The organism is Vibrio olivae (assembly GCF_042428525.1).
Classification (GTDB): Bacteria; Pseudomonadota; Gammaproteobacteria; order Enterobacterales; family Vibrionaceae; genus Vibrio; species Vibrio olivae.
The window spans coordinates 165,761-186,198 of sequence record NZ_JBHMEP010000004.1 but is presented as its reverse complement, the minus strand read 5'-3'; the positions used below and the strand labels follow the sequence as shown (position 1 = coordinate 186,198).

Here is a 20,438-nt window from a genome sequence, read left to right as displayed (position 1 = left end):
ATTTAATGTAAAACACATGGATTAGCTGAATTATTTTTATAAAATAGAGCACACGAAGGTAAAAAGGATGGCTAACCAACGTTGGATAGGCAAGTCTGCATTGAATGAATAATAAAGCACATCAAAACTGGGCAAATTCTCAACTCCCTGCTCAGCCCAATAGCTCAACTGACACCAATGAGGTCTCCGATTTAAGCGGTTTCCCGCTGTCTGGTGCTGAGCTTGATCTGTTAATGGATAACCACTTTAAACATCTTGTTGATGTGTTTAATGATGGGATCTTCTACATGGCAGATTGCGAACAGATGTTTTATTACAACCCAACGTTCTATGCCCAGTTTGGTATTCAATCAGGGCATACTTCCTTTCAGAAATGGTTAGAACTGGTTCACCCCGAAGACCGCTTATTACTGCAACGTCGAGTTGCCTTGCATACCAGTACTGAAGGTAAGCGTCTCTCTACCGAATATCGCGTCAAACGTACCGATGGCCAATACATATGGGTTCAAGGCACTGCCGTTACCCGAATTAAAGATGATCAACGTTTTCTGATTGGCTGCCACCGCGACATCTCCGATAAAAAAACCATGGAGAGCTATATTCAAAAAGCCGCCTTTGTGGACACTGAATCCGGTCTATCTAATACCAACAAACTGCATATTGATATCGATGACATCAACTCAACGGATGAAGAACATTATTCGTTGTTGTATATCCAAATTGAGGACGTAAAAAATTACCTGAATATTTATGGTCAGCAAATTCTGCAAAATTTGCTCAACCACCTCATTGCGACACTAAATCGCTGCCCGGATACGTTTATTGATGTCTACCGAGTTCACTCTGATGATTTTGCGATTTTGGTCAAAGGCCTGTACGAAAATAAAGATATTCATCAGCTCGGCGAACGTATTCTGCACAGCTATCGCAAAGCCGTCGACCTCGAAGGACACCTTTACGGCAAAGATATGAATATTGGGATTTACCCAAATTTCGACAAATCGTTAAGTGCCACAGAACTGGTCAAGATAGCAGCAAGAACCTGTAAGTTTGCCGGAGAAAACAACTTTAGCAACATTGCGATTTACGTCGATTCCACCAAGAACAAAGTCGATCGCCATTTTTATATCGAACAACAGCTGAAAAAGGCAATTGACGACAAACAGCTGACGGTAAAATTCCAACCGATAGTCAATGCGCAAACCAATAAGATCGCGAGCTTTGAAGCGCTTGTTCGTTGGCGTAGCAAAGAATGGGGTGAAATTTACCCTGATGAGTTTATTGCAGTGGCGGAGAAGAAAGGGTTAATTGTTGAACTTGGCTATTTGGTGTTCGAGAAAGCCTGCCACTTTATTAAGGAATACCAAAAGCGTCATCAACGCCAAGTCACCGTGAATATTAATATTTCGGTGCTGCAAATCCTCAATAACCACTTTCCTCACGAAGTTCGACGTATGGCCGAGCTTGAAGGCGTTGCCGCGAGCAACATTATTCTCGAGCTGACTGAGACTATTATTTTGGATGGCAACCAGAAAGCAATTAGGCAACTGATTAAACTCAGTGATTATGGCTTCCGCCTGTCACTGGATGATTTTGGCTCAGGGTACAGTTCTCTGCACAGCTTTTTCGATTTGCCACTTAGCCAAATTAAGGTCGATAAAAACATGGCATGGAAAAGCCTGACCAATCCAGCCACCGCGGAATATTTGCGCTTTATTACCCAGTTGTGTCGAAGCTACAATGTCGACATCGTCATTGAAGGAGTCGAAAACGCGGAGATGCATCATAAATTTGCCAACATGGGTGTCGCTTACTTGCAAGGCTACTGGTATTCCAAACCTCTTTCCTTAGCAAGTGCAAGCCGTTACACCGAAGTATAACGGCCATATTTTCACTGAAGTGGTTAATTGAAACTTGATAGCGCGACTAACTGCTGGGTATAAGCTTGGGATGGCGCAGAAAAGAGTGCTTGAGTATCGCCCTGTTCAACAATCTCACCATCTTTCATTACAATCGTGTAATGGCACAATGACTTGACGACATTGAGGTCGTGGCTGATAAACAGATACGTCAGGTGATATTTCTCTTGCAATGACTTAAGCAGCTCTAAAACCTGAGCTTGAACGGTTCTATCCAGTGACGACGTAGGTTCATCTAGCAGGACAAATTCCGGCTTTAGAATCAGTGCTCGTGCAATTGCGATACGTTGACGCTGTCCCCCAGAAAATTCGTTCGGATAACGGTGGCGGGTTTCAGGGTCGAGTTCCACTTCTCGCATAACATCGCATATCATGTTGTCCAAGGTTTGCTCATCATAGTCGTGATGAACACGCAGCCCCTCACCAATGACTTGAGCGACCGACATTCGAGGGTTGAGTGCCGAAAATGGGTCTTGAAACACCACTTGCATTTTATTGCGATAAGGCAGCATCTGCTTGCGATCTAACCCTTGTAATTCACTCCCCTGGTAGGCAATCGAGCCTTGCGACTCAACCAATTTTAGGATGGCCATGCCCGTGGTTGATTTCCCCGACCCACTCTCACCGACTAACCCAATGGATTGCCCTTTGTGTAAGGTAAAGTGCATGTCGGTAACCGCTTTAACATGATCGATTACGCGCTTAAATACACCTCCTGTGACCGGAAACCACACTTTAAGTTTGTCAACACTCAGAAGCTCTTCGGCATCATCATCAACCGTCACGGGGAAACCTTTAGGATCCGAGTCGATCAATTTTTGCGTATAAGGATGCTCTGGGGCTGAAAAGAGTCGCTGGCAAGGGGCGGTTTCGACAATACGGCCACTTTGCATCACGCACACACGGTCAGCAATGCGGCGCACAATACTCAAATCATGGGTGATAAACAGCATTGCCATGCCAAGCTCTTGCTGCAGTTGTTTGAGTAGATCAAGAATTTGTGCTTGAACCGAGACGTCCAGCGCCGTAGTCGGTTCATCGGCTATCAACAGCTCTGGTTCATTCATCAGTGCCATCGCGATCATTACCCGCTGTCGCTCTCCACCCGATAGTTCATGGGGGTAAGCATTGAGCTTTTGCTCGGGATTACGAATCCCTACTTTTTGTAGCCATTGCAGAGCCAACTCTTGCGCCTTACGAGTGCGAACGCCTCGATGGATGCTGACCACTTCAACCAGCTGCTTACCGATTTTATGCAGCGGATTCAGCGATACCATGGGCTCTTGGAAAATCATGCCGATCCGCCCTCCACGAATGCCTCGCAGTTGGCGCTCAGAACACTTCAGCGTATCCGTCCCATCAAAGTCAATTGAACCAGTGAGATAATGCGCGGCCCCTTTGGGTAACAGCTTGAGAATCGCGTTTGCAGTCACCGATTTACCAGATCCGCTCTCTCCGACTAAGGCTAAGGTTTCTCCCTGATTGATCGTCAGCGAGACATCATGAGTCACCGTTTCAACGTCGCTGCCGCGCCCAAAACCCACCGATAAATGCTCAATTTTTAAAACTTGCTTTGACATAATTATCTTCCTTGGTGGTGAGGGTCAAAGGCATCGCGCACCGCTTCGCCAATAAAAACTAACAGCGTCAGCATCACAGACAGCACAACAAAAGCCGAAATCCCAAGCCATGGCGCTTGTAAGTTAGCTTTGCCTTGGGCGAGTAACTCACCTAAAGAAGGCGAGCCCACCGGAAGCCCGAAACCGAGGAAATCCAATGAGGTTAACGTCGTTACCGAGCCCGACAAAATAAACGGCATCATCGTGAGCGAAGCGACCATGGCATTTGGCAGCATATGACGAAGCATGATTCTCTTGTCATCTACGCCCATGGCTTGCGCAGCACGAACGTAATCAAAATTACGGCAACGTAAAAACTCGGCACGTACCACCCCCACTAAGCTCATCCAGCTAAACAGCACCATAATCCCGAGTAACCACCAAAAATTGGGCTCGACAAAACTCGATAAAATAATCAACAAAAATAAGGTTGGCATCCCTGACCAGACTTCAATAAATCGCTGACCAAGTAAGTCAATCCAACCACCGTAGTAGCCTTGTGTCGCGCCGACAAAGACTCCTATCACCGTTGATATCGCGGTTAATACAAAGCCAAACAGGACTGAAATTCGAAACCCGTAAATAATGCGCGCTAATACATCTCGCCCTTTATCATCCGTCCCTAGCCAGTTCACAGAATCAGGCGCAGAAGGCAGCACCCCAGAAATGTTGTAATTAATCGTATCGTAATGAAAGCGAATCAACGGCCAAAGGATATAGCCCTTATCTTCAATAAGTTCAATGATGTAAGGATCGGTGTAGTCAGCTTCAATTTCAAATTCACCACCAAACGTGGTTTCACTATAGGTTTCGACCACTGGGAAATACCACGCGTCATTATATTCAACTAATAGCGGCTTATCATTGGCAATCAGTTCAGCAAACAAGCTGAGTACAAACAAAATAGCAAAGATCCACAGCGACCAAAAACCACGGCGATTAGCTTTAAAACGGAGCCAACGAGCTTGGTTTAATGGATTCGATTTCTTATTGGATTTAAACAGCATTAACGCGCCTCAAAATCGATTCTAGGGTCTACCCATGTGTAGGTTAGATCGGAAATAATACTCAGGACTAAGCCAAGTAAGGTCATGATATATAAGGAGCTAAATACAACGGGATAATCGCGTTGAATGGTGGACTCAAAACCCAACAAGCCGATTCCCTCAAGCGAAAACATAACTTCAATCAACATGGAACCTGTGAAAAACATGGCAATAAACGCACTTGGAAACCCAGCAATAATGATCAGCATGGCATTACGAAACACGTGCTTATACAAAATGCTACGCTCATCAAGCCCTTTAGCGCGAGCGGTGACGACATACTGCTTGTTGATTTCATCCAAAAATGAGTTTTTGGTCAGCATGCTTAATGCGGCAAAACCGCCGATCACCATTGCCAAAATCGGCAAGGTTAAATGCCAGAAGTAATCCGCGATCTGTTGGTACCAAGTCAGTTGGTCGAAATTGCTTGAGACTAACCCACGCAGTGGGAACCAATTAAAATAGTTGCCACTGGCAAATAAAATAATCAGCAAAATGGCAAACAAAAACCCTGGAACCGCGTAGCCAATAATGACCAATGCACTGGACCAAACATCAAAGCGTGAACCGTGATGAATCGCTTTCATAATGCCAAGTGGAATCGATACTAAATAGATGATCAATGTGCTCCATAATCCCAGAGACACAGAAACAGGAAGCCGCTCTTTAATGAGGTCAATCACGTCGCCGCCACGAAACAGGCTCTCACCAAAGTGGAACGTGGCGTAGTCTTTGAGCATCTCGGTGTAGCGTTCCAAAATCGGCTTATCAAAACCAAATTGTTTTTTAATCGCTTCAACCACTTCTGGGTCTAAGCCACGTGAACCACGATATCCGCTATGGTTATCACTCCCCGCAGAACTTTGTTCCACTTCTGCGCCGCCGCCGGATAAACGTTCCATAATGCCGGAACCGATCCCCTGAGCTTGAGCGATCGCTTGCTCAACCGGCCCACCAGGTGCCACCTGAATGATAAAAAAGTTAATGGTAATGATCGCCCACAGTGTTGGTATCACCAATAATAAGCGACGGAAAATATATGCAGCCATGATGTCCTCTTAACGGCGCTTCTCTGGCAATTGGGCCGCTTTTTCGGCTGACACCCACCAAGTATCGATCCCAAGATCATATTTTGGCATCACGTCAGGACGCTCGAACTTGTCCCAGGTCGCAACGCGATATTGGCTTAGATACCATTGTGGAATAATGTAAAAATTCCACTGTAATACGCGATCTAAAGCGCGTCCTAGGGGAAGAAGTTTCTCAGGATGCTCTTGGTTTTTCGCTATCTCATCAGTTAAGGCATCGACCACAGTATCGGTCACACCAGCGGTATTGTAGGTCGAGTCGATGTAATGCGAATTCCACATGAACAGTAGATTAGAACTCGGGTACGCATTCGCAGAATAACCCGAAGACACCATGTCAAAATCGCGATCACGCAAGCGTTTCAAGTACTGGGTTGTATCAACGGTGCGGATGTTCATTTTGATCCCCATTCGCGATAGATTTTTCTGAAGAGGAATTGCGACGCGCTCCGTGGTCGGGCTGTAAATCAATAGTTCAAATTGAAACGGTTTACCGGTTTTTACATTGGTTAGTACGTTATTTTTGAGCTCCCAACCCGCTTGTTTAAACAGGCGAAACGCTTGGCGCATTTGGCGGCGAATGTGACCGCTGCCATCGGTCACCGGAGGTTGATATTCTTCAGTGAATACGCGACTCGGCAGTTGATCTTTAAATGGGTCTAAAACTGCCAACTCCTGCTCAGATGGCAAACCTGTCGCTTCATATTCCGTATTTTGGAAAAAACTTCTCACGCGCTGGTATTGGCCATAGAACATGTTTTTGTTCATCCACTCAAAGTCCAACGCATAATTGAGCGCTTCTCGCACCTTAGGATCTGAGAATACCGGGCGTTGAATATTAAACACGAACCCTTGAGCAGCAGCAGGCTTTTGATGTGCGATCTCTTCTTTTTTGATATAGCCTTTATCAAAGTTGACGCCAGTATAGGATGTGGCCCAGAATTTGGCAGAATTTTCCATATGCAGGTCAAACTCGCCCGCTTTAAAAGCTTCAAGCATCACCGTGCTATCACGATAGTAGTCATATTCAATCTGCTTGAAATTGTTACGTCCGATATTAACTGGAAGCGCTTTTGCCCAATAATTGTCGTCCAACTCATAGGTCACGCTTTGCCCCGGCTTATAATCGATCACTTTGTAAGGACCACTTCCTACTGGCGGTGTTGCTAACGGTTCAGAGAAATCTTTGTCTTTCCAAAAGTGTTTAGGCAACACACGTGTGCTTTGAGCAAAACTAAACAACTTTTCACGATTCGGCGTCGACATTTCAATACGTACTGTCAGCTCGTCAATGGCTTTGACAGACTTGATATCTTTGTAATAGACGCGATATTGAGGTACGCCCTCTTTCATAAATTTATCAAAGGTAAAGGCAACATCCTCAGCCGTGATAGCAACTCCATCTTGGAATTTCGCATGGGGATTAAGGCTGATCTCCATCCATGAGTAATCATCAGAATAGCGAACTTTTTGTGCGATCAATGGATAGTAGCTGTCGATTTCATCTTGAGGAGAGTACATCAGGGAGTCGTACATCTCCTCCGTTCCTTGCGCTGCTGCGCCGCGAGAAGCGTAACGGTTAAAGTTGTCATAGGTTCCCACCACACCGAAAGTCACTTTTCCGTACTTTGGCGCCTTGGGATTTACATAATCAAAATGGCTAAATTGTGCCGGATATTTCGCTTCGCCGAAGCCGACAAGGCGCGTAGTTTCAATCACTTTGGCATAACTGACTGAACAAAGTAGTGATAGTGATGCGCCGAGTATGAACCGGTTAAGTTTACCCATTGATGCCTCCTTGTCGCAGCAATAATTGCAAATCCCTGAATACGAATAAGAAAATTGATAAATCAATAACTTAAAATAGTATAGGAAAATCACCAGTCTATGCGCAACATTTCAATGACTGGTCAAAATTCATGCGGTTAAAAATCAAGTACTTGCCCTTTAGATAACACAGTGGGCAAGAGGTTCAAGAACATTTAAATCATCGACAAAAAAAATATGATGTGCAGCCACAATCCCAAAAAAAACGCCGCATCGCGGCGTTTTTCAAACTTAACGTTCAAGCAATTCTTTAGCCGCAAGTTTTAATAAATGGGTTTCCCTCTCAACACTAAAGCCTTTCTTAGGACTGTTTTGCATAATGTGTTCGTTATGCGCAATCGCTTGGTGAATGTTCATCCATACTGGTTTCATACCATTTTTCACCTCGTAATCTTCATAACGAGTCTCACCAAGCTGATTATCGATCTGGCAGGTATAGCAATAAGAAATAATGTGCTGAACATCCGCATCGTCTTTATACCAAGGACGATACTCTTCGTAGCGTCCAAAAGGTTGAATATTACGAATATTGGAAGCCCCTGTTTCTTCTTCTAACTCACGAATCAGCGCCGCCATCACATCCTCACCAATATCGATCCCCCCACCTGGAATCGTGTAATCATGGTATCGCTCAGTATACAGCAATAGAATATCGTCCCCATTTAGCACGATGGCTCTCGCCGCATGTCGCTGCGTAATACGCTGTGATTCTAATGAGGATATTTCGTGATGAATGGTGGTTTTTATATGGCGCATAGTTTTCATTAACAACAAATATGAACAACAAAATGGCCAGCGATGATAGCACAACAGCGAATCAAGGCATTACCACTTAAGCGATAAGATATGCTGCGGCCCAGCAGCACCGCCATAATACAGTTCGCCGCTATCGTTAAACCCGACCTTTCGATAAAGCTGATAAGCAGCCAAATTTTGGCAGTTTACCGTTAAATAAACCTGACTAAATTCAGTGTAATGGGATTGTAGGTAATCCTTCAACGCTTGCATGGCTTGCTTACCATACCCTCGACCTTGAAACTGCTGGTCAATAAAAAACGCGCGAAACCCCAATGCTTTTGCTTGGCAAAAGCGGTACTCCTCGCTATAACGCGTGTCGATTAAAAACAGACCAATCACTTGTTCATCGACAACAATAACATGCGGTTCAACACTTGGAGTAACACAACATAGGATCTCCTCCATTGTCCCTACAAATTTAAGCTGCTCTGGCGCAACACTAAGCTTAGATAACTGCTGCGAATAATCCGGGCTCAGGGGAACCAACGTTAACGATTGAGACAAAACACGCTCCTGTGACATATCAACAGCAGACAATGTACCACTATTCACAAGGGGTGCCTACTAGCCCAAATTAGCGGCTTAAACCAGCATTAAACCATTTTCAAGCAATTACCTCATAAAGTTTATGGTTTATTTTCTTAGCCATTCGGTATATCAATGGCATAGAGTTAATATATTGGCTATCTTCGTCTACGCGAAAGGAGTATCAGATGAGAAATGTTGCCATCTTCAGTTCAAAAACCTATGACGAGGCCTCGTTTAAGCAAGTTAACCAAAACTATGGGTTAACCCTGCATTTTCATGATTTTCAACTCAGTGAAAAAACCGCAAAAATAGCGCATGGCTGCGATGCTGTATGCGCGTTTGTTAACGACGATCTCTCTGCGCCAGTATTAAAAGCGTTAAAAGACGCTGGAGTTAAGTTAGTCGCGATGCGCTGCGCAGGTTTTGATCGTGTAGACCTAGATGCGGCGAAAGCCCTAGGGATTCAAGTTGTACGTGTTCCGGCTTATTCACCCGAAGCCGTGGCCGAGCATGCTGTTGGACTGATGATGTCTCTTAACCGCCGCTACCACAAAGCATATCAACGTACGCGTGACGCCAATTTCACCCTCGACGGTTTAGTTGGTTTTAACTTTTACGGTAAAACCGCGGGCGTCGTCGGTACCGGAAAAATTGGCATAGCAACCATGCGTATTCTTAAAGGGTTAGGGATGGATGTATTGTGTTTTGATCCCTACGAAAACCCGCAAGCACTGAAACTTGGCGCTCATTACTGTAGCAAAGAAGAATTGTTTGAAAAAAGTGACGTCATCACTTTGCACTGTCCTTTGACCAAAGATAATTATCACCTGTTGGATGAGAACGCGTTTGCCAAAATGAAAGATGGGGTGATGATCATCAATACCAGCCGTGGTGGGTTACTGGATTCAGTCGCAGCGATTGAAGCGCTCAAACAAGGTAAAATAGGCTCACTTGGCCTTGACGTTTACGACAATGAAAAAGAGTTGTTTTTCCAAGATAAATCGAACGATGTCATTGTCGATGATGTTTTCCGTCGGCTATCTGCATGTCATAACGTTCTGTTTACGGGGCATCAAGCTTTTCTCACGAAAGAAGCCCTACACAATATTGCCGATACAACACTGACCAATATCACCCAAGTTCTTGATGGTGAGTCGTGCAGTAATCAATTAATCGAGTTTTAAATCTCAATTTCAATCATCATAATCGCAAACCGCTGTCGGGATTTTCCGCAGCGGTTAATTTTACTATACGGCTCTTAGTTTAAGCACTTACCTTGCAGAGTCTCACGTTCGCTGTGCGAAAATAACGTTTTTCAACCCTCGACAACGAACTGAACCACCTTGAAAACTGCTACTGTTTTAGTCGCCGATGATTCACGTTTGATCTGCACCAGCCTTGCAAACCAACTGCGTGCAGCCGGCTTTCATAAAGACAATATTGCTTTGTCCTACAAGTCCACTGATGTACTCAATAAGTGTCGTCACACACACTATGACTTGATTATCTGCGACTACAACTTTAACGGTTATTTAAATGGCTATCAGCTACTCGAAGAGCTAAGACACCACCAATACCTGCAGCCAAAAACCTTGTTTGTTTTCTTAACCGGGGAAAACGATCAAAAAGTAGTACGAACCATCATCGACACTCAGCCAGATGACTATATTTTAAAACCGTTTAACAAACCCTTTCTGCTTAAGCGCATCAAGTCGGGCATCCAGCGCAAAAGGCAATTGCTGCCGCTGTATCAAGCACTCGAACGCCGTGACTATCAAACGGCAATTGATGAATGTGACCACTTGATTGAGTCATTCCCACAATACAAAGCAATCATATTGAAAATCAAAGCTGAGTCACTTAATCATAGCCAGCAGTATTCAGCCGCCAAACAGCTCTATCTGACGTTACTCAAAGAAGATAATCAAGATTGGGTTAAAGTCGCACTTGCCAACACCTTGGTAAAAAATAACGAAGTGGACCAAGCAAAAGGTCTGCTTAACACCCTAAAGAACAAAAAAAGCAACCCCTACTACTTTGACGAAATGTCCAATATTAGCTTGGTAGATGATGACGTACCGGCTGCCATCTCCCATCTAAAGCGCTCAACCATGCTATTAGAGGCAGGAGCCGACCGAGAACTGATTATTGCCAATTTATCGATGGCCGTCAGCGCATATAAAGACGCGTTTCTGTTTATGGGTCGTTACTACGATAACAATAAAAATACCTACCGAGGGAATATCGACACGCGCATTAATTATCTGCGCTATTTTCTCTTTCAGTTTTTCGATAAGCACAATCAAAGCACGTTTGAGCACCAACTGATCAGTATGATGCCGATATTAAAAGAGCTGAATCAGCGCAAAGACTTAAACCTTCAAAACGCGCTAGTCAGCGCGCATATTCATTTACTCAGAGGGGAAATTCATCAAGCGATTACCCGTTTAGCGAGCGTCTTTCCTAGGCTCGATACGCTTGGATTCTATGACCTATACCATCTTTTGGCTCTACTTGAACGGTGCTCGATGTTGAAAGAGATTAAGATTGTCAATCAGCGATGCCGTGACAAAATTAAGGCAGAGCGAAATTTAAGCTTATATCGCACTCAAGTGTATATGCTGAGTAACTTTGAGTCTGCCTTGGAGCAAAAGCAGCAAACGGTCACCAATATCAAATACCATATCGAGCAGTTGAAGCAGTTTGGTAGCGCCCGTCTCAATGACATTATTGATTTTTACATGCAGCTTCATGAGATCATGCCGTACTCGCGCAAGTTGTGTTTGGCGATCACTAAGCTTATGGCGTTTAACACCATTGCTTATCGCGGCAGACATGACTTGCAGCTCAAACTTAGCGAATGTCACCAAACGTTATCTCGTTTGCTCTCCGCTGACGAACAAACCACGCTCAACTATCAACAGATGTACCAGAAAGCGCAACGCAACCTTGGATAAACACCGAGCGATAGACTCGCAATCAATCGAAATTCTCCGTCAATGTACGAATGAATTTCGCGGGACAACCACCGTACAATGAGTCGGGTTTGACATCACGAGTAACCACCGAGTTTGCCGCAATCACTGACCGAGCGCCAATGGTAATCCCTTGTGTAATCGCGACGTTCCCGCCAATCCACACGTCATCTTCTATCACTATGGGTTGGCAACGCGTTGTCCAACCTCTACGCTGACGATAATCCATCGGATGTGACGCGGTGTAAAAATGCGTATTTGGCCCAATCATCACATTATTGCCAATGGAAATGGATGCGCCATCTAGCATCAGCACATTCATGTTCATAAAGGTGTTATCACCGATTTCTACCGTCTGCCCAAACTCACAGCTAAACGGTGGACGCACAATACTTCCCTCTCCAAAGCGTTTAAATAACTGTCTCAATAACGGCGTTCTGAGGTCATCAACAACGGTTTGATTCAAGATTGCTTGCAGAGCGGTTGCCTGGTCACGAACCGCGCTCACGCCTTTATCGGCGCCATCAAACGTTAATCCTGAAATCATCTTTTCAAACTCGTTCATATGTAGCTTCCCATGGATTACAGCTATATGTATAGAATCTAGTTTAATGAAAAATGATTTGCGTTTACTATCTGTGATTCGACATGAACGTGATTAGTATCGGTATCAAATTGAACACAAACATCTTTGACCAAAGCTTTTATAGTAGTTAAAGCAAACTCTTCATTATTCTTAGTTACTAACAGTGAAAACATCACAACAGGTTCCACTGCTACATCACCGATATACTTGGTTTTGTAATCATGTCCATCAGAACTCCAGTAACCCGTACATCCAACATTACTATCAAAAAATGTAACGCCACCAAAAAAACCACTCAGAGAATGCCCTAATTTATGAGTTACTAGTTCAACTTTGCAACGTTCGTCAACTGAAAAGATCACCACAAATCGAATTCTTTGTATATCCATCTATGTTCGAATCTTATGTAAGTATAAAAATAGAAAGGTAACTAACAGAATAGCCCCCCAACCAGCCCCATCTTGAGGTATGAACTTGAAAAAATCAAATATTCCCATAACTTCATCATCTTCAAGAGATTTAGCTGTTGATATAAAACTAATAGTCAAATCAACGACAGCAAGACAACCAAGCGCTGACAGTAAATATTCCACGCTCCGGCTCACAGCTGATTGCTGGTCTTGCAAAATAGAACCAATTCTAGTATTTATTAAACTTGCTCTCTCAATACTCAGAGACTGAAACTCTTTCAAGTTCCATGCATTGTAGATGCTATCTAACATTTCTTTCCTAACAGACTGAGTTCCTATCATAGTTTCATTGAACTCTAACTTACAAAACTCTATATGTTCCAAGGACCTAACAGCTAAGCTTAGAGAGCTATTCAGTCGATTTTTTAATAGTTTTCTTTTTGAATCATGTTGAGAAACCTCTGAATATTTTTTTTCAACTTTTTATTTAATATATATAAAATAGCATTGTATGCTTGACTAACCAACTGCACTCTTGTCCAATCATCAATTACTTCCATAGATTTAACTAGAGCGTTACCAGAACCAATGTAAAATAATTCATTTAATGCATTTTCATTGCCGACCCATCTATTTAAAGCCTTTTTTAACTCAACAGAAACCAAGCTTTCGCAAAATGCCATTCTTCCTGTCCATAATATATATTCTTTGTTTGAGTTTTCAGAAAAAACAACGTCATCAAACAATAAAAAATCATTAGGGTTAATAAGTAAAGAATGAATACTTGAATCAATAGAACTGGATATTTCAACAAATTTAGGACAAATTAATCTTTCATAAATTATTTTTACCAAAATATTTAGATCTTTATCCAAATCACTACAAATAATACTTTGCGGATGTTGTGTTACCAATAAATCAAATTCAATATTAAGAATGGCTATAGTGTCATCAAAAAAACTAATTTCACATTTATTTAACTTGGATTGGTCCCACCAAGAAAAAAACTCTGCCTTAGAAAATTCATAATCTAACTCTCCCAAATCAATGGAGCTAACACAAATCGGCTGAAAAAAATAAGGGTGATTATCATGATTTATATTTTCATAACCAACATTACACTTTTTATAACATAGTCCAAACCACTTTGAAATTTCATTAACTAACACATTCTTAAACTGTTCATGCTGGCCGTAATTCAAAGATGATCTATGTTCACTGATGGTATTTATCGGTGTTCTAATTGGAGAAAATGTACATATTTTTATATATTCTTCTTTAATCATACAGCTCATCAATATAGGATACACTTATATTTAAAATACTATATAGCCCATATTTTTCATATATAAAATTTTTAATAACAATAATTATTTAAACATTTATATGTTAGCCGTAGATCAGTCTATATATTACAAAATAGAACTTACGCTAGCTTTAACACTGCGTATGTACTGCAAGGCTCGATTGTGGTCGGTTTACTCGCAACCACCGTCGATCAAGCATTCGAGTTACTGCAAACACGAATCGAAGCATCTCAACCCCCACGTTTGTCCTAATCCATAAACTAAGCAACCTGCCCCGCTTTCTCCTATCACATGGAGAAAATTGACGCTTGGGTCAATAAATCCTTTACCTTATTAATTTTATAAATACAATTACAAACGATATTGATAAGGATTATCATTTGTATGAAATGGTTTTATGGAATCTTAGGGTCTATTTTGATCAGTTATTCACTCGCAGCGCAGGCAAAAACGTTACTTGATAAGCAGTATCGCGACGCTCTGCACCCGTCAGCCAGCTTTCAGGTTCAAAAAAATCACTACTATCAACTGAGCTTTAGCGCGGTTGAACCGCTCTCTTCTGCGACCTTAAGTCATGATTCGGTAACTTTAGCGTCTTCTCTGCTAACCACGGGTGGCCTGTTTGGCGAACGGTTCTGGACAGCCAATAACAACGACACACTCACGATTAAATTTAACTCGGACTCCGAGAATCACATCACACTGCAGGTGGATGAATTTGAACTTAAAGATGATCAACGCGTAAATCCGAAACAAGTCATACAGAGCCCACTGTTGAGACAGGTTCAAACTGATTCAAACGCCAGCACCTCATACGATGAATCTTGGTTTTGGCAGCAAGTCGGCGCTCAAGGAGGGACGCCACTGGTGGAGCCTATCGACAATGACCAAGTATTGATGACGTTTTTATGGCGCGGAGATGACAAGAATGTTCGCTTGCTTGGCGCGCCATATGAAGGGCACGCTTATTTGTCTAAGCTTGAGAACAGCACGATCTGGTATCAAAGCTATAAGGTCCCGAATGACACTCGTTTATCTTACTATCTGGCGCCAAACAGCCCACAACTGAAACCGGCCGCTGGCTCACGGCAAGCACAGCGCCGAGCGGTTCTGTCTCGCATACAAGCCGATCCCCTCAATCACGGCCCTTTGTTTGCGAGCCGAGGGCAATCGCAGCCCAAAGCATCAACGCTTGACCTCTCACATCAAGATGACACAACCGCGGATGTTCATCAGCAACCAAAAGGGCAGATTCAGAGGTTTGTATTTGACAGTGAGATACTCGGCAATCAACACGTCATTGATTTATATACCCCTAATCAGGCGTACCCTGTAAATCAATATGCCCCACTCGTCATTGCGTTTGATGGTCTTGAATATCAGCAGCAAATTCCCACCCCAACCATTCTCGACACTTTGATTGATGAAGGGAAAATCCCGCCCACACGCGCGCTATTTATTCACAATCTAACCCCGAAGAGCCGAGCCATAGAGCTGCCAGCAAATCCTGATTTTGCCAAAATGCTCGCTAAGGAATTGTTACCTTGGTTGTGCCAGCAGAAAGTCTGTCCTTCCGCCGAGAACACATTGCTGCTTGGCTCAAGTTTTGGCGGATTAGCAGCAAGTTACGCGGCGCTTGCGTACCCGACACAGTTTGGAAAAGTGCTTAGCTTATCTGGCTCGTATTGGTGGTCTGCCGAACGTTTCCCAAATGGTTTTACCGATCTGATTCAACCTCAATTCACCCACTCTGTTCAATTCTACTTGACCGCAGGACGCTTAGAAACCGCGCCCGAATCAGACAGTATATTGACGACCAACCGACAATTTTACCATCAGCTCAACACACTCGGTTACTCGGCAACCCTCAATGAGGTTGCAGGTGGACACGACTATTTTAGCTGGCGGTCGGCGATTGCCGACGGCCTAATTTGGCTACTTTCTACCGATTCCCAAAAAAATAAACTTTAAAGGTAAGGATGACTATGAAACCTTCACATCTAAGCTGTGCAGTGGCTTTGATACTGAGCTCTGCCAGTGGCTATGCCGCAAACCAAAACCACGCATCAATTTCCGATGTCGTGGTGGTCACGGCGACAACCAACGAAACCACTCTAGACAAAGCCCCCGCTTCAGTAACCGTGATCACCAACGAAGAGCTGAATAAACTGCCTGCGACCAATATCACCACCGCTCTTGAATCAGTCGCAGGTGTTCATATTTCACGCAGTACGGGCAGTGAGCCAAAAATCGTGGTTCGCGGTATGCATAATCAAAACTCCAGTAACGGGAATTACACCCTTCTGCTGGTTAACGGGCGTCGTGTTAGCTCCAGTGAAACCGTAATTCGGGGTGCTGGCTTTGATCTCTCCAGTATTCCGATGAGTGCGATTGATCATATTGAAGTCGTGAGAGGCCCCATGTCTTCGATCTACGGAAGTGAAGCGCTAGGTGGTGTCGTCAACGTCATTCTTAAAACCCCAACTGAAGAAACCCACATAGCGGGAAGCCTTAGTTACAGCATGCCTGATGATCACGCGGCCAGTTCTGTGTCTCCAACTTCCGATGGTAAATTGACCAACGGCAAAGGCTTTGCCAGCGGCTCAATTATCGATAACCAATTGCTGTACACGCTCTCTGTGGATGTTAGCGACCAAGAAGGTTGGTATCCGAATAATGCAGGCGATAACTTCACACCGCAAGCAAAGCAAAAGCGTACCGGAATGAATGCTGGGCTGACTTGGCTAACCAGCGATCAAGATACCGTGACATTGGACGTTGGCTACCTCGATGATGACCGCACCGAAATTGATAGCAGCGATACTGATTACAACAGTTTCTACGAAAGTAAAAAGCTGACCACCAATTTAGGGCACCAGCGTGACTGGTCATGGGGGGAAAGCAACGTGAACTATTTTTATGAACGTTCGAAAGTGCATGAAAATAACTCACACCCCATGGTTGCAGAGGCTGATCTTGTGCAAAACAATCATACGGTGGATGGCAAAGTGGCGTTTTCCCCAGCTGAGCAGCATATGCTAACCACGGGCGTTGCGGTATCTTACACCTCTGTTGAAAACGAACGCGATTATACCGGAGATCGCTCGGTGACCGAGAGCGCAGTATTTGCTCAAGACGAATACGCTCTGCTCGACGACTTAACCCTGACACTCAGCGGACGTTTCACCCACAACAATCAGTTTGGTAGTAACTTCAGCCCCCGCGTTTACGCCGTCTATCAAGCGACCTCGAACCTCACATTTAAGGGCGGTTATGGTGAAGGTTTTAAAGCACCAACTATCTTCCAGTCATCAGATGATTTCTCTCTGATCAGCTGTGGCGGAAGCTGTTATTTGATTGGTAACCCGGACTTAAAAGCGCAAACATCCAAGTCCTATGAATTTTCTGCTATGTACCAACAGCCAAGTTGGTACGCTCAAGCAACGGGGTTCTTCAACCAAGTAGACGATATGATTGACCGTGACTTAGACAATCGAATCGGCAACGCGGCGGATGGCAAGTATCTGATTCACTATGTCAATGTGGATGAGGTCGAAACTCAAGGTGTCGAACTAGAGCTCGAATTCGATATTAGTGACGATCTGTATGTCACCAGCAATGCGACATTCACTCAGTCTAAAAATCAATCGAATCATCAAGACATTGCCTACACACCAAAATGGCTTGCCAATGCAACGCTTAACTGGCTTCCGACCCAGGAAGTATCGTTATTCACCAGCATTAACTACACTGGCACCCAAAAAGACAGTGATGATAATAAACTCGATGATTATCAGATTATTAACTTTGGTGGACGCTACCAAATCAGCAATGAACTCGCGCTAAAAATGGGCATCACTAACTTGTTTGATGAACGTTTGGACGACAGTGACCAAGACTATGAAGATACTGAAATTGGCCGCACCTACTATGTGACCTTAGATTTCGAAATTTAAGTGAGGCATCCACTGCAAACAAAAATGACCGCTTAATGCGGTCATTTTTGTATCGAACTAACATTCAATCACGTTAACCGCCAACCCTCCACGCGAGGTTTCTTTGTATTTATCTTGCATATCCATCCCCGTATCACGCATGGTTTTGATCACTTTATCTAAGGAGACAAAATGCTGACCATCACCGCGCAGCGCCATCTGCGCCGCGTTGATCGCTTTCATCGCAGCAATGGCATTACGCTCGATACACGGAACCTGAACTAACCCTCCTACCGGATCGCAGGTTAAACCCAAGTTATGTTCAAGACCAATTTCGGCGGCATTTTCAACTTGGAGCGGCGTGCCCCCTAAAATTTGGCAAAGCCCAGCCGCCGCCATGGCACAGGCTGAGCCAACTTCCCCTTGGCAACCGACTTCAGCGCCGGATATCGATGCATTCTTTTTACACAGCGCGCCTATCGCCGCGGCCGCCAGTAGGAAGTCCACCACATGCTCTGGATTTGGGTCTTGAGTGAACTCCATGTAATACATTAATACCGCGGGGATGATGCCTGCAGCGCCGTTCGTTGGTGCCGTCACCATACGTCCACCGCCCGCATTTTCCTCATTGACCGCCAAAGCATAGAGGTTAATCCAGTCCATGCCATTGAGTGTCGAACTAATCACATTGGCAGCGGTGCACTGCTTCAATGACTGATGCAGACCTTTCGCGCGGCGTTTGACCGATAAACCACCAGGTAATATGCCTTCTTGTGTTAAGCCTCGTTCAATACACGACTTCATTGCATGCCAAATGCCCGTCAGTTCACTACGTACCTGCTCTTCGCTGCGCCACACCTTTTCATTTTCCATCATCAATTGACTTACAGAAAGCTGATGCGCTTGGCAAAGCTCGAGTAGCTCTTGACCCGAGTTAAAATCAAAAGGCACCGCAGTTTGGTTGAGCGCAACATCTGCTTGCCGCGTTTCTGCTTCATCAATCACAAATCCGCCGCCAATCGAATAATAGGTATTACGATGTAAGGTATGACCATCATGACCAATCGCCAAAAGTTCCATCGCATTAGGGTGAAATGGCAGCGCGTCATCGAGCAAGTGCATATCACGCTTCCATTTAAACTCGACGGCTTGCTGGCGATAGAACATCAGCGTGTGCTGCTGTTTTATCCGCTCAATTTCGTGGGGAATGATATCAGGGTCAATCGTGTCAGGCCGATAGCCCATCAATCCCATCATCACGGCGTTATCGGTGCCGTGTCCAACACCCGTTGCGCTGAGTGAACCATATAATTTGACCACCACTCGAGCCACACTGTCGTAAGTCATTAAAGCGCCAACTTCTTCACTAAAGCGCGCCGCCGCTAACATCGGCCCAACAGTATGGGAGCTTGACGGCCCCACACCAATTTTAAACAGATCAAACACGCTAATAGACATAACTTTGCCGCCTATGAAAATTCGAGATAAGAGTCATGAAGACTAGTGACTTAATACAATGGTTCTTCCGCCAGAGAGAAACACACGCTTTTCGATATGATGTTTTACTGCGTTAAACAGCGTTATACGTTCGATATCTTGACCTTTCGCGACCAACTCTTCTGGGTATTGTGCATGCCCAACCTCTTGAATACCTTGCGCAATAATCGGCCCTTCGTCGAGGTCATTATTGATGTAGTGCGCCGTTGCCCCTACCATTTTCACTCCTTTTTCCCATGCTTGGTGGTAAGGACGTGCGCCCTTGAAGCCAGGAAGTAACGAGTGATGAATATTGATTGCGCGTCCTTCTAATTGGTCACACAGCCATGGCGAAAGCACTTGCATGTAACGAGCAAGTACCACCAACTCAACGTCATAGTCATCCAGCAAGCTAACCATTTTCTGCTCTTGCTCTAGCTTACTTTCTGGGGTGATTGGCAAATGGTAATAAGGGATGTCATGCCATCTGGCAAGGTTCTCCAAATCCGGATGATTTGAGATAATCAGCGGCACTTCAATATTGAGCTGCCCTGTTCGATAACGATAAAGAAGATCGTTTAAGCAGTGGTCATACTTAGAAACCATAATCGCCACACGAGTACGATGATTTGGCTCGGTCAGTTGCCACTGCATAGCAAATTTTTCAGCACGCGGCGCAAATTCCAGATTGAACTCATCGACGTTAAATCCTTGAGGATTCGGACGAAACTCAATACGAATAAAAAAGCGACTTGATGCTTTGTCGTCAAAAGAAAGGATCTCTTCAACATAGTGCCCAGCTTGCGCCATGTAACGAGTCACAACATCAACGGTTCCAAGTGTGCTTACGCAACTTGCCGTAAAAATCCAAGGTTTGACATTATCCGTCATGTTTATTCCAACTCCCTTTGTTGCCGATGTGAA

General features: G+C 44.3%; 17 protein-coding genes. 5 read left to right on the top strand and 12 right to left on the bottom strand.

Annotated elements, in window-relative coordinates; all coding sequences use genetic code 11:
* The first annotated feature begins 104 nt into the window (after positions 1-104).
* On the top strand, positions 105-1,880 hold the full coding sequence (locus tag ACFFUV_RS14800; protein WP_390194283.1) for an EAL domain-containing protein: 1,776 nt from the start codon (positions 105-107) through the stop codon (positions 1,878-1,880).
* Between the two features lie 23 nt (positions 1,881-1,903).
* Here ACFFUV_RS14800 and yejF read toward each other — a convergent pair whose 3' ends face one another.
* The 6 genes from yejF to ACFFUV_RS14770 form a co-directional block, all read right to left on the bottom strand.
* Positions 1,904-3,499 carry a microcin C ABC transporter ATP-binding protein YejF gene (gene yejF, locus ACFFUV_RS14795; RefSeq protein WP_390194281.1) on the bottom strand — a complete coding sequence of 532 codons (1,596 nt, stop codon included), beginning with the start codon at positions 3,497-3,499 and terminating at the stop codon, positions 1,904-1,906.
* Between the two features lie 2 nt (positions 3,500-3,501).
* A complete protein-coding gene (locus ACFFUV_RS14790; RefSeq protein ID WP_390194279.1) occupies positions 3,502-4,545 on the bottom strand; it encodes an ABC transporter permease in 1,044 nt (347 codons plus the stop codon).
* Entirely contained in the window at positions 4,545-5,633 is a 1,089-nt protein-coding gene (locus tag ACFFUV_RS14785) for a microcin C ABC transporter permease YejB (protein ID WP_390194277.1), read from the bottom strand. Before ACFFUV_RS14785 ends, ACFFUV_RS14790 begins: the two co-directional genes overlap by 1 nt.
* Positions 5,634-5,642: 9 nt before the next feature.
* Positions 5,643-7,460: an extracellular solute-binding protein gene (locus ACFFUV_RS14780; protein ID WP_390194275.1), complete on the bottom strand. Its 1,818-nt coding sequence runs from the start codon at positions 7,458-7,460 to the stop codon at positions 5,643-5,645.
* A 270-nt stretch (positions 7,461-7,730) separates the two neighbouring features.
* Positions 7,731-8,255: an NUDIX hydrolase gene (locus ACFFUV_RS14775; protein ID WP_390194273.1), complete on the bottom strand. Its 525-nt coding sequence runs from the start codon at positions 8,253-8,255 to the stop codon at positions 7,731-7,733.
* A 69-nt stretch (positions 8,256-8,324) separates the two neighbouring features.
* On the bottom strand, positions 8,325-8,849 hold the full coding sequence (locus ACFFUV_RS14770) for a GNAT family N-acetyltransferase (RefSeq protein ID WP_390194271.1): 525 nt from the start codon (positions 8,847-8,849) through the stop codon (positions 8,325-8,327).
* Between the two features lie 161 nt (positions 8,850-9,010).
* Between ACFFUV_RS14770 and ACFFUV_RS14765 the strand changes: the two genes are divergently transcribed.
* Together ACFFUV_RS14765 and ACFFUV_RS14760 are read left to right on the top strand one after the other, a co-directional pair.
* The gene (locus tag ACFFUV_RS14765) at positions 9,011-10,009 is read left to right on the top strand and encodes a 2-hydroxyacid dehydrogenase (RefSeq protein ID WP_390194269.1); all 999 of its coding nucleotides are present in this window, start codon (positions 9,011-9,013) and stop codon (positions 10,007-10,009) included.
* 159 nt (positions 10,010-10,168) lie between these two features.
* Positions 10,169-11,782, top strand: coding sequence for a response regulator (locus ACFFUV_RS14760; protein ID WP_390194267.1), 1,614 nt, complete (start codon positions 10,169-10,171; stop codon positions 11,780-11,782).
* A 22-nt stretch (positions 11,783-11,804) separates the two neighbouring features.
* Here the strand turns inward: ACFFUV_RS14760 and ACFFUV_RS14755 are convergent, their stop codons facing one another.
* From ACFFUV_RS14755 to ACFFUV_RS14740, 4 genes are all read right to left on the bottom strand, one after another.
* Positions 11,805-12,365: a sugar O-acetyltransferase gene (locus ACFFUV_RS14755; protein ID WP_390194266.1), complete on the bottom strand. Its 561-nt coding sequence runs from the start codon at positions 12,363-12,365 to the stop codon at positions 11,805-11,807.
* Positions 12,366-12,403: 38 nt separating this feature from the next.
* Complete coding sequence (locus tag ACFFUV_RS14750) at positions 12,404-12,775, bottom strand: hypothetical protein (RefSeq protein WP_390194265.1); 372 nt, start codon at positions 12,773-12,775, stop codon at positions 12,404-12,406.
* Positions 12,776-13,108, bottom strand: coding sequence for a hypothetical protein (locus ACFFUV_RS14745; RefSeq protein ID WP_390194263.1), 333 nt, complete (start codon positions 13,106-13,108; stop codon positions 12,776-12,778).
* Positions 13,109-13,221: 113 nt separating this feature from the next.
* The gene (locus tag ACFFUV_RS14740; RefSeq protein WP_390194261.1) at positions 13,222-14,082 is read right to left on the bottom strand and encodes a hypothetical protein; all 861 of its coding nucleotides are present in this window, start codon (positions 14,080-14,082) and stop codon (positions 13,222-13,224) included.
* A gap of 405 nt (positions 14,083-14,487) precedes the next feature.
* Here ACFFUV_RS14740 and ACFFUV_RS14735 point away from each other — a divergent pair, with 405 nt between their 5' ends.
* The gene (locus ACFFUV_RS14735) at positions 14,488-16,074 is read left to right on the top strand and encodes an alpha/beta hydrolase-fold protein (protein WP_390194260.1); all 1,587 of its coding nucleotides are present in this window, start codon (positions 14,488-14,490) and stop codon (positions 16,072-16,074) included.
* 14 nt (positions 16,075-16,088) lie between these two features.
* A complete protein-coding gene (locus ACFFUV_RS14730; protein WP_390194258.1) occupies positions 16,089-18,059 on the top strand; it encodes a TonB-dependent receptor domain-containing protein in 1,971 nt (656 codons plus the stop codon).
* 57 nt (positions 18,060-18,116) lie between these two features.
* Here the strand turns inward: ACFFUV_RS14730 and ACFFUV_RS14725 are convergent, their stop codons facing one another.
* On the bottom strand, positions 18,117-19,496 hold the full coding sequence (locus tag ACFFUV_RS14725; RefSeq protein ID WP_390194256.1) for an L-serine ammonia-lyase: 1,380 nt from the start codon (positions 19,494-19,496) through the stop codon (positions 18,117-18,119).
* A gap of 42 nt (positions 19,497-19,538) precedes the next feature.
* Entirely contained in the window at positions 19,539-20,405 is an 867-nt protein-coding gene (purU, locus tag ACFFUV_RS14720; protein ID WP_390194255.1) for a formyltetrahydrofolate deformylase, read from the bottom strand.
* Positions 20,406-20,438 lie beyond the last annotated feature (33 nt).